The 15,480-nt window shown below is 71.1% G+C and carries 11 protein-coding genes, 1 tRNA gene, 1 other RNA gene and 2 pseudogenes; 10 read left to right on the top strand and 5 right to left on the bottom strand.

Annotated elements, in window-relative coordinates; all coding sequences use genetic code 11:
* Positions 1-27: 27 nt before the first annotated feature.
* Positions 28-210 (bottom strand): annotated as a pseudogene (locus tag O7608_RS02040) (haloacid dehalogenase); the annotation flags it as partial.
* Positions 211-679: 469 nt separating this feature from the next.
* Here O7608_RS02040 and O7608_RS02035 point away from each other — a divergent pair.
* Positions 680-2,194 carry a hypothetical protein gene (locus O7608_RS02035; protein ID WP_289208369.1) on the top strand — a complete coding sequence of 505 codons (1,515 nt, stop codon included), beginning with the start codon at positions 680-682 and terminating at the stop codon, positions 2,192-2,194.
* A 1-nt stretch (position 2,195) separates the two neighbouring features.
* Here the strand turns inward: O7608_RS02035 and O7608_RS02030 are convergent.
* Positions 2,196-2,280: transfer RNA gene (locus O7608_RS02030), tRNA-Ser, on the bottom strand.
* Between the two features lie 87 nt (positions 2,281-2,367).
* Here O7608_RS02030 and ffs point away from each other — a divergent pair.
* From ffs to O7608_RS01985, 9 genes are all read left to right on the top strand, one after another.
* Positions 2,368-2,458: signal recognition particle sRNA small type (gene ffs, locus O7608_RS02025), an RNA gene on the top strand.
* A 277-nt stretch (positions 2,459-2,735) separates the two neighbouring features.
* On the top strand, positions 2,736-5,150 hold the full coding sequence (locus O7608_RS02020) for a DNA polymerase III subunit gamma and tau (protein ID WP_289208368.1): 2,415 nt from the start codon (positions 2,736-2,738) through the stop codon (positions 5,148-5,150).
* Positions 5,151-5,263: 113 nt separating this feature from the next.
* Positions 5,264-5,572 carry a YbaB/EbfC family nucleoid-associated protein gene (locus O7608_RS02015; protein WP_282229515.1) on the top strand — a complete coding sequence of 103 codons (309 nt, stop codon included), beginning with the start codon at positions 5,264-5,266 and terminating at the stop codon, positions 5,570-5,572.
* 12 nt (positions 5,573-5,584) lie between these two features.
* Complete coding sequence (gene recR / locus O7608_RS02010; RefSeq protein ID WP_289208367.1) at positions 5,585-6,178, top strand: recombination mediator RecR; 594 nt, start codon at positions 5,585-5,587, stop codon at positions 6,176-6,178.
* Between the two features lie 238 nt (positions 6,179-6,416).
* Positions 6,417-8,078: an ABC transporter substrate-binding protein gene (locus O7608_RS02005; protein WP_289208366.1), complete on the top strand. Its 1,662-nt coding sequence runs from the start codon at positions 6,417-6,419 to the stop codon at positions 8,076-8,078.
* 115 nt (positions 8,079-8,193) lie between these two features.
* Positions 8,194-9,198, top strand: a complete 1,005-nt coding sequence (locus O7608_RS02000; RefSeq protein ID WP_289208365.1) for an ABC transporter permease — start codon at positions 8,194-8,196, stop codon at positions 9,196-9,198.
* 85 nt (positions 9,199-9,283) lie between these two features.
* On the top strand, positions 9,284-10,255 hold the full coding sequence (locus O7608_RS01995) for an ABC transporter permease (protein WP_289208364.1): 972 nt from the start codon (positions 9,284-9,286) through the stop codon (positions 10,253-10,255).
* Between the two features lie 3 nt (positions 10,256-10,258).
* Positions 10,259-11,257 carry an ABC transporter ATP-binding protein gene (locus O7608_RS01990; RefSeq protein WP_289208363.1) on the top strand — a complete coding sequence of 333 codons (999 nt, stop codon included), beginning with the start codon at positions 10,259-10,261 and terminating at the stop codon, positions 11,255-11,257.
* A complete protein-coding gene (locus tag O7608_RS01985; RefSeq protein WP_289208362.1) occupies positions 11,250-12,347 on the top strand; it encodes an ABC transporter ATP-binding protein in 1,098 nt (365 codons plus the stop codon). Before O7608_RS01990 ends, O7608_RS01985 begins: the two co-directional genes overlap by 8 nt.
* A gap of 61 nt (positions 12,348-12,408) precedes the next feature.
* On the opposite strand, the pseudogene O7608_RS01980 reads toward O7608_RS01985, so the two are convergent.
* The 3 genes and pseudogenes from O7608_RS01980 to leuA form a co-directional block, all read right to left on the bottom strand.
* Positions 12,409-12,651 (bottom strand): annotated as a pseudogene (locus O7608_RS01980) (hypothetical protein); the annotation flags it as partial.
* 59 nt (positions 12,652-12,710) lie between these two features.
* Complete coding sequence (locus O7608_RS01975) at positions 12,711-13,412, bottom strand: HNH endonuclease family protein (RefSeq protein ID WP_502959167.1); 702 nt, start codon at positions 13,410-13,412, stop codon at positions 12,711-12,713.
* Between the two features lie 110 nt (positions 13,413-13,522).
* Positions 13,523-15,325, bottom strand: coding sequence for a 2-isopropylmalate synthase (gene leuA, locus O7608_RS01970; protein WP_421358096.1), 1,803 nt, complete (start codon positions 15,323-15,325; stop codon positions 13,523-13,525).
* Between the last annotated feature and the right edge of the window lie 155 nt (positions 15,326-15,480).

Raw genomic sequence — 15,480 nt, 5'->3', positions numbered from 1 at the left:
CCCGACATCGGACTTACTCGTCTAGGCTAGCGGGTCTGGCTCGCTGGCGAGGTCCGGCGGCACGTTGACGCCTCGCTGCCGCAGCACGTCGACCAGCTCGGCGGCAACCTGCGGCGCCGGGTATCCGGCGAAGATGCTGCACACCAGCCCGTCGAAGTCGAGCAGCGCCGCACCGACCTTACCGAGCAGCCGGCCGAGGTCGGCGGTCAGGGGGCCAACTCAAGATCCATACGAAAGGGGTGGAATGGGAGGTTTCCAACACTCGCTCAGCAGAGGAGGCATCGTCGGCCTCTTCACTGCCGGGGCGGTGGCCCTGGCGACCGTCGCGGTCCCTGTGATGCCAGGTGACACCTGTTCCAGTCATCACCGGCGGAGCTGCCCTCGTGATCGTTCTGGCTGGAGCGACTGCCTGGATCATCTCGCAGCTGCGTGAGAGGCGCCAGTCCGCCAGCAGGATGGGGGAGCATCATCTCGTCCCCTGCCAGCAGCGATCGAGACGGGGACTGAGACTAAGTCTGGGGTTGAACCGCGAAGGTCCAACCCCAGAGGGGCTGGACCTTCGCGTCTCGTGTTTTGACCATCGGGGGGATTCGTGGTGGTCGAGGTCTAGCGGAACGGGGAGGACCCTGTCCATGATCCTGAGTTCTCACACAAAGATCATCAATGGGCAGGGTCCTCGATGAGGAGCGTAACGGCTACCGGCACCGGTCACAGCGAGCTGGGCCGGATCTTGCTGGACTCGTGGCGGCGGGAGTTGTACGAGGGAGTCCTCACATCCCGGTCACGGACGTTGTTCACGCTGGTCGACGAGTTGGCCACCGATCAGGGCCGGTGTGGCTGTCCGGCGCATCTGTCGCTGGGCACCGTCACCGGGCACGCCGCCGCGTACCGGGCGTTACGCGACGGCGAGATCGACACCGGCCGGGCGTTGCGGGCGGCGTGCCGGATCGCCGCGCGGTCCGGCCTGCCCCGGGTGTACGCCGTCGACACCACCGCGTGGCCACGGCCGAACTCGCCGACCAGCCCGGACCGGCAGCCCCAGTACACCCCGGGCGGCCCGCGCGGCGCGGCCCAGATCAAGACCGGGTGGCGGTACCAGCACGTCGTCCGGTTGACCCTGACCCCGGACTCGTGGGTCGTGCCGGTCCTGGCCGACCGGATCGCCTCCGACGACGACCTGGTCGAGGTCACCGTGGACCACATCGCCCGGGTCTGCGCCACCGACGGCGCCCGCCCGGCCGATCCGTCACTGTTCCTGCTGGACTCCGGCTACCCCGCGGCCCGGATCACCCACCTGCTGCGCGAACGCGGGATTCCCGCGGACGTCCTGGTCCGGCTGGCGACCTCGCAGACCATGTGGACCAGACCCGAACGCCGGGCCGCGCACCCCCTCGGCGGCCGCCCCCGCCGCCACGGGTTCCGCCTGGCCCTGCGCCAGCCCGACCTGCACCCCGACGCCGGTGTCAGCGGACCACTCGACATCTACGGCACCGTCACCGTCCGGGCCTGGCACCAGGTCCACCCCAAACTCACCCGCGCCAGCCGAGGCTTCACCAACCAGTCCACCCTCCCGATCGTCGAGGGCAGCGTCCTCCTCGCCCGGGTCCAGCACCTGCGCCCCAGCCGCCGCGCGGGCGACCTCGCGCTCTGGTACTCCGGTACCCGCCGTGACCTGCTCACCCTGGTCATGACCTACCTGGCCCGCTTCGACATCGAGCACTACTTCCGATACCTGAAGACCACCGCCCACGCCCCGGACTTCCACCCCCCGCCAACCCGACACCCTGACCACCTGGCTCCGCCTGCACTCCTACGCCTACCTGCACCTGTTCTGCGCCCGCACCCACCTGACCCACCACCGGCTGCCCTGGGAACCCGCCACCACCACGACACCCACCCCCGGCCAGACCCGCCGACAGGTTTCACCCGCTCTGCGCAACGCCTGGCAACCACCAGGCCACCCGAAACCCGGCCACCCCGGCCCCGGACGCCCCGCCGGCAGACGCCGCAAACGCCGCACCCGCTACCCCGTCATCCGCAGGAACGCCATCCACAAGGGCAAATAACAGCCCTCACCCACACCACCACGAACACACCCACACCACACCACCCTGCCCACAGAACGGTCAAAACACGAGACCGCGAAGGTCCAACCCCAGAGGGGCTGGACCTTCGCGGTCGGCCTGCGCAGTGAGCGGAGGATACGAGATTCGAACTCGTGAGGGTGTTAACCCAACACGCTTTCCAAGCGTGCGCCCTAGGCCTCTAGGCGAATCCTCCGTCCGACAGGATACAGGCCGCGGTCGCTACGGCCACGGCGGGCCGGGGTCGCCGGCGGCCGGGTGCGGCCCGGGGTAGAGTGGGCGCAACCCCTCGTGCGGCGTGCATCTCGTGAACCTCCCCAGGGCCGGAAGGCAGCAAGGATAAGCGGGCTCTGGCGGGTGCACGGGGGGCCCTTTCGTTCCCGGGCCAGGCACTGCGGTCACTGGCACGCCAGCGCCCTGGCACGCCCAGGACGCTGGCACGCCCAGGACGCTGGCACGTCGTTGGCCTGGTAATCGCCAGTTTGACATGACAGCCTGGCAGGCGGCCCGTGACCGGGCTGATGAGCGGCCCGCGATCGGGTGACGTCGGGGTCGAGGTCAGGCCAGGCGGGGTCGGGGTGGCAGCGGCCGGGCCGGCCGCGCAGAATGGCCCCCGGCGCAGCACGGCGCGGTCGGAAGGAGGCGGCGAGGGTGGCTCTGGCGCTCTACCGCAAGTATCGGCCGAGGACGTTCGCCGAGGTCATCGGCCAGGAGCACGTCACCGAGCCGTTGTCGCAGGCGCTGCGGACCGGCCGGCTCAACCACGCGTACCTCTTCTCCGGCCCGCGCGGCTGCGGCAAGACCTCCAGCGCCCGGATCCTGGCCCGGTCGCTCAACTGCGAGCAGGGGCCGACGCCCGAGCCGTGCGGTACGTGTGACTCGTGCCGTGCGCTCGCCGCAGACGGCGGCGGCTCGATCGACGTCATCGAGATCGACGCGGCCAGTCACGGCGGTGTCGACGACGCCCGCGAGCTGCGCGAACGGGCCTTCTTCGCGCCGGCCAGCAGCCGGTTCAAGATCTACGTCATCGACGAGGCGCACATGGTCTCGTCGGCCGGCTTCAACGCCCTGCTCAAGCTGGTCGAGGAGCCACCGGAGTACGTCAAGTTCATCTTCGCCACCACCGAGCCGGAGAAGGTCCTCGGCACGATCAAGTCGCGGACCCATCATTACCCGTTCCGGCTGATCCCGCCGGGGGTCCTGCGGCCGTACCTGGAGCAGCTCTGCTCCGCCGAGGGGGTCAAGGTCGACCCGGCGGTCTTCCCACTGGTGGTGCGGGCCGGTGGCGGCAGCGCCCGGGACAGCCTGTCGGTGCTCGACCAGCTGATCGCCGGGGCCGGCCCGGAAGGGGTCAGCTACCCGCGTGCCGTGGCGCTGCTCGGCGTCACCGACAGCGCCCTGCTGGACGAGATGTGCGACGCGCTGGCCGCCGGTGACGGGGCCGCCGCGTACGCGACCGTCGACCGGGTCGCCGAGGCCGGGCACGACCCGCGCCGGTTCGCCTCGGACCTGCTGGAACGGCTGCGGGATCTGATCGTGCTGCGGCAGGTGCCCGACGCGGTGAGCAAGGGGCTGATCGACGGCCCGACGGACCAGATCGAACGGATGACGGCGCAGGCCGAGCGGCTCGGGTCGGCGACGCTGTCGCGGTGCGCCGACATCGTGCACAACGGGCTGGTCGAGATGCGCGGCACCACCGCCCCCCGGCTGCTGCTGGAGCTGGTCTGCGCCCGGATGCTGCTGCCCGGTGCCGAGGACTCGACCGGGGCGCTGCTGCAGCGACTCGAACGGATGGAGCGGCGGCTCGCCGCTGGCGTACCGGTCGGGGGTGGTGACCTGACGGCGGCGCCGCCGGCCGCGGTTCCGGCCGCACCACCGGTGGCCATGGCTGCGCCGACCGCACCGCCGGTGGCCGTGGCACCGCCGACCGCCGGGCCGTCCGCTCCCGCCGCCCCACCGGCTGCGGCCCCCGTCCCGGAGACGGCCTCGGTTCCCGCACCTGCGGCACCGCCGCGCCGACCGGTCGCGCCGGAGGCGGTCATGCCGGACCCGGCGACCCCCGATCCGGCCCCGGCGCCGGCCGTGCCGGGGACGCTCGACGCCGCCGGGGTCCGGCGGGCCTGGGACCAGATCCTCGCCATGGTGGGCAACCGCAGCAAGCGGGCCGCCGCCGTGGTCCGGGAGGCGACGGTACGCGAGGTGGACGGCGACGTGCTGGTGCTGACGTTCCGGCACAGCGTGCACGCCACGATGCTCTCCGCCTCGCCCGACCTGCTGCTCGAAGCGATCTACGAGACCCTCGGAGTGCGGTGGCAGATCCGCTGCGAGACCGCCGGTGGCGCGACCGGTGCGGCCCGGTCCGCCCCGGCGCGCCCTGCCGCCCCGCCGGCCGCCCCCGCCCCGACTCCGCAGCGCAGCGCGGCGGCCAGCGCCGCCCGGGCTGCGGCCGGTGGCGGTCAGTCCGGTGGCGGCCAAGGCGGTGGCGGTCAGTTCGGCGCGGGCGGATCGGCGCAGCGGCCGACGGCCTCCGGTGGCGACGACACGGACTGGCCGGAGGCGGCGCAACCCGGTGGCGGTCAGGCGGCGGCCGGTGGTTCCGCCGGGACCGGGTCGGCTACGGCCGGCCACGGGTCCGCAACGCCGGCCGGTGCAGGGGCGAGCGGCCCCGCCGGTGCGGGGGCGGCCGGCAACGGGTCCGCCGCGCGTACCAATGGGGTCGGTCCGGGTGGCCACGGCGCGCGCCGGCCGGTCGGCGGTGACGGCGGCGCGTGGTCCGACGGGTCTCCGGCGGAGGAGCCGCCGTACGACCCGGACTACGACGGACCGCTGCGCCGGGGATCCGGTGGGTCGGCCGCCGGGCAGCGGACGGCACCCGCCTCGGGGCAGACGTCGGGTCAGGCGTCGGGCCGGCCGACCGCCGCCTACGAGGGTTTCGACCCGGGTGACGAGCCGCTCGACGAGATCGTCGACGAGAAGACCGCCCGGCAGAGCAGCGAGGAGCAGGCGATGCAGCTGCTGCGGCAGACGTTGGGCGCCGAGAAGATCGGCGAGATCGACGCGCGCTAGGCGGTCGCGTCGTGCCAGCCGCCGCCGGGCCGGATCGACGGGCTAGGCTGGGCGGCGGCCCAAGCCAGCCATGACGAAGGAGCGGTGCCGTGCGCCCCGGTGGACAGCCCAACCTGCAGCAGATGATGAAGCAGGCGCAGAAGATGCAGCAGCAGATGGCGACCGCCCAGGCTGAGCTGGCCGAGGCGGAGGTGACCGGTACGGCGGGCGGCGGCCTGGTCACGGTGACCCTGTCCGGCATCGGCGAGATGCGCTCGGTCAAGATCGACCCGAGGGCGGTGGATCCGGACGACGTGGAGACGTTGGAGGATCTGGTGCTCGCGGCGGTCCGCAGCGCCAACGACGAGGTGCGCAAGCTGACCGAGGAGAAGATGGGCCCGGTCACGGGTGGCCTCGGCGGTCTCGGCCTGCCGGGTTTCTGAGCCGTCGCCGGCATGTACGAAGGCGCCATTCAGGATCTGATCGACGAGTTGGGGCGGCTGCCGGGGGTGGGCCCCAAGAGCGCCCAGCGGATCGCGTTCCACATCCTGTCGGCCGATGCGGCGGACATCACCCGGCTGGCCACCGCGCTGCGGCGGGTCAAGGAGCTGGTGCGGTTCTGCACGGTCTGCTTCAACGTGGCGGAGACCGAGCAGTGCCGGATCTGTCGGGACACCCGGCGCGGCGACGACGTGCTCTGTGTGGTCGAGGAACCCAAGGACGTGGTGGCGATCGAGCGGACCGGCGAGTTCCGGGGCCGCTACCACGTGCTCGGCGGGGCGATCAATCCGTTGGAGGGCGTCGGCCCGGACAACCTGCGGATCCGCGAGCTGATGTTGCGGCTGGGCTCGGGCGAGGTCAAGGAGCTGATCCTGGCCACCGACCCCAACACCGAAGGTGAGGCCACGGCCACGTATCTGGCGTTGCTGGTCAAGCCGATGGGGATCGCGGTGTCCAGGCTGGCCAGCGGGCTGCCGGTCGGTGGCGATCTGGAGTACGCCGACGAGATCACCCTGGGCCGGGCCTTCGAGGGCCGTCGGTCGGTCTGACAGCTCGCCGCCGAAACATGCGAAACATGTAACAAGTTGGTATAGCCCAATTTCCGACAAATCTGGCCTATCATCTCCCGTGGAGGGTCTGACCGCCGCTGTCGGGACAGTTAAGACACGATCCGGTACCAACCGCGTTCCGGCCGGTTTCCGGCCGCGTCGAACGCCGGCTAAGGTCTCGCCATCGGTGACCCCCGTCACTACGTTGTCCGTACCCAAAGGACGAGGTGAAGCACCCATGCGTGCACCCAGGCCGAAGGCCGCCATCGCGGCCGTCGCGGTCGCGGCGCTGGCCCTTGCCGGCTGTGCCGAGAGCGAGCGCGACGACTCCGGCGAATCCAGCGATGCCACCCTGGTCTTCGGCGTAGCCGGCGACCCGAAGGTCCTCGACCCCAGCTTCGCCAGTGACGGCGAGTCGCTGCGGGTGGCCCGGCAGATATTCGAGACCCTGGTCCGCCCCGAGGAGGGCGGTACGGCCATCTCGCCCGGCCTGGCCGAGACCTGGACCCCGGACGACACCGGTACGGTGTGGACGTTCAAGCTGCGGTCCGGCGTGAAGTTCCACGACGGCACCGACTTCAACGCCGAGGCTGTCTGCGTCAACTTCGACCGCTGGTACAACGCCAAGGGCCTGATGCAGAGCCCGGACGTCACCGCCTACTGGCAGGACGTGATGGGTGGCTTCGCCGCCAACGAGAGCGAAGACCTGCCGGAGAGCCTCTTCAAGTCCTGCAACGCGGTCGACGACACGACCGTGGAGCTGGCCTTCACCCGGGTGTCGAGCAAGATCCCGGCGGCGCTGATGCTGCCGTCGTTCTCGATCCACTCGCCGGCGGCGCTGGAGGAGTACGGCGCCAGCGACGTCACCGGCAGCGCCGACGACATCACCTACCCGGCGTACGCCCTGGAGCACCCGACCGGCACCGGTCCGTACAAGTTCGCGGGCTGGGACATCGCCAACAAGACGCTCACCCTGGAGCGCAACGAGGACTACGCCGGCGACAAGGCCAAGATCAAGACGCTGATCTTCCGGACCATCTCCGACGAGAACGCCCGCAAGCAGGAGCTGCGCACCGGCGGCATCCAGGGCTACGACCTGGTCGGCCCGGCCGACGTGCAGCCGCTCAAGGACGACGGGTTCAACGTTCTGACCCGGCCGGCGTTCAACATCCTCTACCTGGCGATGAACCAGGCCGGCAACCCGGCGCTGGCCGACATCCGGGTCCGGCAGGCGATCGCGCACGCGCTCAACCGCCAGGCGCTGGTCGACTCGAAGCTGCCGCCGGGCGCCGAGGTCGCCACCCAGTTCATCCCGCCGACCGTGGACGGCCACAACCCCGACGTCACCACCTACGACTACGACGTCGAGAAGGCCAAGTCGCTGCTGGCCGAGGCCGGTCACCCGAACCTGACCCTGCGGTTCCACTACCCGACCGAGGTCACCCGGCCGTACATGCCCAACCCGAAGGACATCTTCGAGTTGCTCGCCGCCGACCTTCGCGCGGCCGGCATCACCGTCGAGGCGATCCCGCTGAAGTGGTCGCCGGACTACCTCAACGCCACCACCTCGGGCAACGCACACGACCTGCACCTGCTCGGCTGGACCGGTGACTACGGCGACGCCTACAACTTCATCGGCACCTTCTTCGACCGGCCGAAGGACGAGTGGGGCTACGACAACGCGGACCTGTTCGCGAAGTTCGCCGCCGCCGACGGCACCGCCGACATCGAGGCCCGCTACGAGCTGTACAAGGGCCTCAACGCCGACATCATGGAGTTCCTGCCGGGTGTGCCGATCTCGCACTCGCCGCCGGCGATCGTGTTCGCCGAGGACGTGATCGGGGTGCAGGCCAGCCCGCTCACCGACGAGCGGTTCGCCACCGCCGAGTTCAAGTCCTGACCCACCGAGTGCACTAGCGAACGGAACGCGGGCGGGCGTCCGCCGTACCCCGGCCACCAGCCGGGGTACGGCGGTGCCCGCCCACGCGACCCTCCACACCCCCTGCCGAGGCACCGTGTTCCGCTTCATCGTCAGACGTCTGCTCCAACTCGTCCCCACCCTGTTCGGCCTGTCGCTGCTGCTGTTCATCTGGCTGCACCGGCTGCCCGGCGGCCCGGAGTCCGCGATCCTCGGTGAGCGCGGCACCCCGGAGATGCGCGCCGCGATCCGCCGCAACCTCGGGCTCGACGAGCCGATCCTGATCCAGTACGGCCGGTTCATGAAGCGGCTGCTGCAGTTCGACCTCGGTACGTCGATCTCCACCAAACGGGAGGTCACCACCGAGTTCCTGCAGCGGTTCCCGGGCACGGTGGAGCTGACCATCGCGGCCATGGTGATCGCGGTGGGAGTCGGAATCCCGCTCGGTTACCTCGCCGCCCGCCGGCGCGGCACGCTGCTCGACCACGGCTCGGTCGTCGCGTCGCTGATCGGGATCTGCATCCCGGTCTTCTTCCTCGCGTACGTGCTGAAGGCGATCTTCGCCGAGAACCTCGGCTGGTTCCCGTCCAGCGGACGCCAGGATCCGCGCATCGACGCCACCCGGGTGACGAACTTCTTCGTCCTCGACGGACTGCTCACCCGGGAATGGGACGCCTCGCTCGACGCCCTGTGGCACCTGGTCCTGCCCGGGTTGGCGTTGGCCAGCATCCCGTTGGCGATCATCGTGCGGATCACCCGGGCCAGCGTGCTGGAGGTGCTCGGCGAGGACTTCGTCCGGACCGCGCAGGCCAAGGGCCTCACCGAACGGGTGGTCCGGCGCCGGCACGTGCTGCGCAACGCGATGCTGCCGGTGGCCACCAGCATCGGCCTGCTGACCGGCGGGCTGCTCTCCGGTGCCGTACTGACCGAGACGGTCTTCGCCTTCGGCGGCATCGGCGCGTTCGTCGCCGACGCCATCGGCCAGCGTGACTACCCGGTGCTGCAGGGTTTCATCATGATCATCGCGCTGGTGTACGTGCTGGTGAACCTGCTGGTGGACATCTCGTACACCTTCATCGACCCGAGGGTACGGGTCCGGTGAGCGCGACGGGGTCGGCGGTGGGTCCGGTGAGCGCGACGAGGTCGGCGGCGGGTCAGGCACGCAGGCGTGGACGGAGGACGGCCCGATGAGCGACCTGCTGAACCCGGGACGCAAGAAGGCCAAGCTCGACCGGCTGGCCGAGTTGTCGGCGGCGCACGACGACGAACGCGGGGTGAGTCTCTGGCAGGAGGCGCTGCGCCGGCTGCGGCGCAACCCGGCGGCGATCGTCGGCGCGGCGATCCTCGGCGTGTTCCTGCTGGTCGCCCTGGTCGGACCGTTCCTGGTGCCGTACGACCCGGTGGCGCAGCTGTGGAAGGACGAGATCCGCGAGTCGCAGGCCTACTACCCGGGCCCGCGCGCGGAGAACTGGTTCGGCGTGGACCACCTCGGCCGCGACGAGTTCAGCCGGATGATCGTCGGGGCCCGGCAGACCCTGCTGGTCGGGGTCGTCGCCACGCTGATCGGGCTGACCGTCGGCGCGCTGATCGGCGGCCTGGCCGGTGCGGCCGCCGGACTCGGCGGCCGCTGGGGGCGCTGGATCGACACCGTCCTGATGCGGATCGTGGACATGCTGCTGGCCATGCCGAGCCTGCTGCTGGCGATCAGCATCGCCGCGCTGCTCGGGGCCAGCCTGACCACGGTGATGATCGCCGTCGGGGTGGTCTCGGTGCCGGTCTTCGCCCGGCTGCTGCGCGGCTCGATGCTCGCCCAGGCCAACAGCGACTACGTGGTGGCGGCGACCTCGTTGGGCGTACGGCGGTCGAAGATCGCGGTGACCCACATCCTGCCGAACTCGCTCGCCCCGGTGATCGTGCAGTCCACCCTCACCCTGGCCACGGCGATCATCGAGGTGGCGGCCCTGTCCTTCCTCGGCCTGGGCAACCCGGACGCGTCGATTCCCGAGTGGGGGGTGATGCTGGCCGACGCACAGCGCTACCTGGACGCGGCACCCCGGCTGGCGATCCTGCCCGCGCTGGGCATCATCGTCACCGCGTTGGGCTTCACCCTGCTGGGTGAGGCGATGCGGGAAGCCCTCGACCCGAAACTGCGGAAGTGAACCATGGCGCTGCTCGACGTGGATGAACTGGCGGTCACCTTCGCCCGCCGGGGCCAGCGGACCGTGCACGCGGTCGACGGGGTCTCCTTCTCGGTCGACGCCGGTGAGGTGACCGGCCTGGTCGGCGAGTCCGGCTGCGGCAAGAGCGTCACCTCACTGGCCATCATGGGCCTGCTGCCCGCCGGCAAGGGGGTGCGGGTGAGCGGTCGGGCCACGTTCGACGGCACCGACCTGCTGCGACTGGCGCCCCGGGCGATGCGCGACGTCCGGGGCCGCGACGTGGCGATGATCTTCCAGGACCCGCTCTCCTCGCTGAACCCGGTGGTGCCGATCGGGGTGCAGGTCACCGAGGTGCTGGTCCGCCACCGGGGAATGCGCGGCGACGCGGCCCGCAAGGAGGCCGCGCACCTGCTGGACCGGGTCGGCATCCCGGACCCGACCCGCCGACTCAAGGAGTACCCGCATCAGCTCTCCGGCGGGATGCGCCAACGGGCGCTGATCGCGATGGCGGTCGCCTGCCAGCCCCGGCTGCTGATCGCCGACGAACCGACCACCGCGCTGGACGTCACCATCCAGGCGCAGATCCTGGAACTGCTCAAGGACCTGGTACGCGAGTCGGGCACCGCCCTGGTCATGATCACGCACGATCTCGGGGTGGTCGCCGGCATGTGCGACACGGTCAACGTGCTCTACGGCGGCCGGGTGGTCGAGACGGCCCGCCGGCGGCCGCTGTTCGCCGCGCCCCGGCATCCGTACACGGTCGGTCTGCTCGGCTCCATCCCCCGGCTGGACGCCGGCCACGGACGGCGACTGCAACCGATTCCCGGTTCGGTACGTGACCTGCTGCCCTGGCCGGACGGCTGCGCCTTCGCGCCGCGCTGCGACCGCCGCGTCGACGACTGCCTCGGTGCCCCGCCCGCGCTGCGCCGCGACACCGGCGGGCACGCGTTCCGCTGCGTCAATCCACCCGCGACCGACCCGGCGGAGGCCACCGGTGAGTGAGACCCTGGTCGAGGTCCGCGACCTCAAGGTGCATTTCCCGATCAGCCGGGGCGTGCTGTTCGACCGGGTGGTCGGGCACGTCAAGGCGGTCGACGGGGTCGATCTGCGGATCGCCCGTGGCCAGACGTACGGGCTGGTCGGCGAGTCCGGTTGCGGCAAGTCGACGCTGGGCCGGGCGATCCTGCAGCTGACCCCGCCGACCGCCGGTGAGGTGGTCTTCGACGGGGTGACGCTGAACCGGTTGCCGGCGGCCAAGCTCCGCACCATGCGCCGCCGCTTCCAGATGATCTTCCAGGATCCGATGTCCAGCCTGGACCCCCGGCAGAACGTCGAGTCGATCCTGGTCGAAGGGCTGCAGGCGCACGGCATGGGCGCCGACCGCGACGACCGGCGGCGGATCGTCGTCGAGGCCCTCGACGCGGTCGGGCTGCCCCGCTGGGCGCTGTCGCGCTACCCGCACGAGTTCTCCGGCGGGCAGCGCCAACGGATCGGCATCGCCCGGGCACTGGTGCTCGGGCCGGAGCTGATCGTCGCCGACGAACCGGTCTCCGCCCTTGACGTGTCGATCCAGGCCCAGGTGATCAACCTGCTCGACGAGCTGCAGATCGACCGGGGCCTGACCTACCTGGTGATCGCCCACGACCTGGCGGTGGTCCGGCACATCTCCGACACGATCGGGGTGATGTACCTGGGGGCGTTGGTCGAGGAGTCTCCCGGCGACCGGCTCTACCAGGAACCGCTGCACCCGTACACCCGGGCGTTGCTGTCGGCGGTGCCGGTGCCGGACCCGGAGGTGGAGGACCGCCGGGAGCGGATCCTGCTCGCCGGTGACCTGCCGTCGCCGGCGAACCCGCCGGCCGGCTGCCGGTTCCACACCCGGTGCCCGTGGGCGCAGCCGACCCGCTGCGTCGACGAGCGTCCGGTGCTGCGGGAGATCGGCGCCTCCCGGGTGGCCTGCCACTGGGCGGAGCAGATCGCCGCCGGCACCCTGCGCCCGCACCAGGTGACCGCGCAGCTGGTGCACCCGGCCGACGGTGCGGCGCCGCCGCACACCGTCTCGGCCCCGAGCGAACCGGAGTCGTACGTCTGAGCTCCTGGTCCGGGCCCGCCGGGCGTGGACGTCCCGGGCCCGCCGGGCGCGGACGCCGTCGTCAGCCGTCCGGGCGGTGCAGCAGGCCGACCGCGATCGCGTGTACGGCGGCCAGGTCGGCCGGGTCGGCCAGGCTGGCCCGGCCGCCGGTCACCACGTACCACTCGTCGGCGTCCTTGTACTGCACGCGGAGGGTGACCTCGCCGGCGGCGAGCTCGGTCCGCAACGTCAGGTCGCCGGTCACCACACCGACCTCGTCGGTCATCACGCCGCCCGGGCCGGCGACGATGTCCTGGGTACGGCTGTTCTCCGGCGGGTCACCCACAGTCTGCTCCTGTCCTCAGCCTGCGCCGTGCGACGCGGTCACGGGCAGGTCGCCAACATGTCGGCCAACGTCGCCTTCTCCGGCTGGGTCACCGACAGCTCCCAGTAGTGCTTCACCGTGATCCAGTCCTGGGCGTACTGGCACCAGTAGTCCCGGTTCGGTGGCTGCCACTGGGAGGGGTCCTGGTCTCCCTTTGCCCGGTTGGTCGACGCGGAAACCGCGATCAGCTGCGGGCGTTCCAGATCGTTGGCGAACTCGCGGCGCTGGTCGTCGTTCCAGCTGTCGGCACCGGAGCGCCACGCGTTGGCCAGCGGCACGATGTGGTCGATGTCGAGGTCGCGGGGGTTGGTGAAGGACTCGCCGTCGAAGGCGCTGAGCCATTCGCCGCCGACCACGTTGCAGCCGTCCAGCTCGATGGCGGTGCCGTCGCGTTCCAGTACGGTGTCGCGCACGTCGCAGTTGCTGCCGGCGGAACTCCAGTGCGGGAACCGGTCCCGGCTGTAGCCCTGCATGCTGCCGGCGGCCGCCACCGTCAACTGGTCGAGCAGGGCGGTGGCCTCGTCCGCCGAGCCGGCGGCCGGTCCGTCCACCGGTGGCGCGGCCGACGGGCTGCCGAGGGAGATGTCGACGGACTCACAGCCGGCGGTCGCGGCCAGCGCCAGGGCGGCGGCCACCGCGGCCACCGCCCGGCGCAGCGAAAAACGGTCGGTCGGCAGGTGTCGTTGCTGAGGGGTTCGCACCCGTCCAGCTTGCGGGTGCCGGGCGGTCAGCGCCAGGCACCCGCAGTTCCGGCGTTTCGCCAGGACCAAAGTGGATCTTGCGAGTCGTCAGCCGGCCCGCCTGCTGGCTGTCAGCCGGCCCGGCGGCCCCGGTTCACCGCGCTGGTCACGGCCCGCACCGAAGCGATGACGATGTTCGAGTCCAGGCCGACCCCCCATACCGTACGGTCACCGACCTCGCACTCCACGTACGCCGCCGCCTGGGCGTCGCCCCCGGCCGAGAGCGCGTGCTCGTGGTAGTCCAGCACCCGCACGCCCACCCGCACCGACTGCAGCGCGTTGACGTACGCGTCGATCGGACCGTTGCCGACCGAGTTCAGCGTGTGCCGGACCCCGTCGACCACGACGACCGAGGTCGCCTCCACCTTGCCGTCGACCGTGCTCGTCGCGTACGACTCCAGCACCACCGCCGGGTCGGGCTGCTGCCCGGCCAGGTACTCGGTGGCGAAGACGTCCCACATCCGCTGCGGCTCGATCTCGCCGCCCGCGTCGTCGGTGAACGCCTGCACCACACCGGAGAACTCGATCTGCAGCCGCCGGGGCAGGTCCAGGTTGTGCTCCTGGCGCATCACGTACGCCACCCCGCCCTTGCCGGACTGCGAGTTGACCCGGATCACCGCCTCGTAGGTGCGCCCCACGTCACGCGGGTCGATCGGCAGGTACGGCACCCCCCAGTCGTGCGCGTCGACCTCGACCCCGGCGGCGGTCGCGTCGGCGGCCAGCGCGTCCAGGCCCTTCTTGATGGCGTCCTGGTGGGAACCGGAGAAGGCGGTGTAGACCAGGTCACCGGCGTACGGGTGGCGCTCGTGCACCGGCAGCTGGTTGCAGTACTCGACGGTCCGCTTGATCTCGTCGATCTGCGAGAAGTCGATCTGCGGGTCGACGCCCTGGCTGAACAGGTTCAGCCCCAGGGTGACCAGGTCGACGTTGCCGGTCCGTTCGCCGTTGCCGAACAGGCAGCCCTCGACCCGGTCGGCCCCGGCCAGCAGACCCAGCTCGGCGGCGGCCACCGCGGTGCCCCGGTCGTTGTGCGGGTGCAGCGACAGGACCAGGCTGTCCCGCCGGGGCAGCCGCCGGTGCATCCACTCGATCGAGTCGGCGTACACGTTGGGGGTGGCCATCTCGACGGTCGCCGGCAGGTTGATGATCAGCGGCCGGTCCGGGGTGGGCGCGATCACGTCGATCACCGCGCTGCACACCTCGAGCGCGTAGTCCAGCTCGGTGCCGGTGTACGACTCGGGCGAGTACTCGTAGAAGATGTCGGTGTCCGGGGTGTGGATCTCGGCGTACTTCTGGCACAGCCGGGCCCCGGTGGTGGCGATGTCGGTGATCCCGGCCTTGTCCAGGCCGAAGACGACCCGCCGCTGCAGCACCGACGTCGAGTTGTAGAAGTGCACGATCGCCCGCTTCGCGCCACGCAGCGACTCGAAGGTCCGGTCGATCAGATGCTCCCGGCACTGGGTCAGCACCTGGATGGTGACGTCGTCGGGGATCAGGTCCTGCTCGATCAGCTGCCGGACGAAGTCGTAGTCGGTCTGGCTGGCCGACGGGAAGCCGACCTCGATCTCCTTGTAGCCCATCCGGACCAGCAGCTGGAACATCCGGCGTTTGCGGTCCGGCGACATCGGGTCGATCAGCGCCTGGTTGCCGTCGCGCAGGTCGACCGCGCACCAGCGGGGCGTCTGCTCGATGCGGCGGGCCGGCCACTGCCGGTCCGGTACGTCGACGGCGAACTGCTGGTGGTACGGCTGGTACCGCTGGTACGCCATCCGGCTCGGCTGCTGCCGGGCGATCGGGTCGGTGCTGTCGTCGGTGGTGGTCGGGTCGGTGCTGTCGTCGGTGGTGGTCGGGCTGGTGCCGGCAGTCGTGGACATGATGGGAACTCCGCTGAGTCGAAAGGATCCCGCTGGTGCCGTTCGGGGCGCTCGTGTCGGGCGAGGCGCGTACGCCGTACGGGGCGCGGGGAAGGTCAAGGCGGCGCGAAGCAACTCCGCGACGAGGTGCCGGCCTAGGAAGCCTCGTCGCGGCA

The organism is Solwaraspora sp. WMMA2056 (assembly GCF_030345095.1).
Classification (GTDB): Bacteria; Actinomycetota; Actinomycetes; order Mycobacteriales; family Micromonosporaceae; genus Micromonospora_E.
This window is presented reverse-complemented; position numbering and strand designations above follow the sequence as displayed.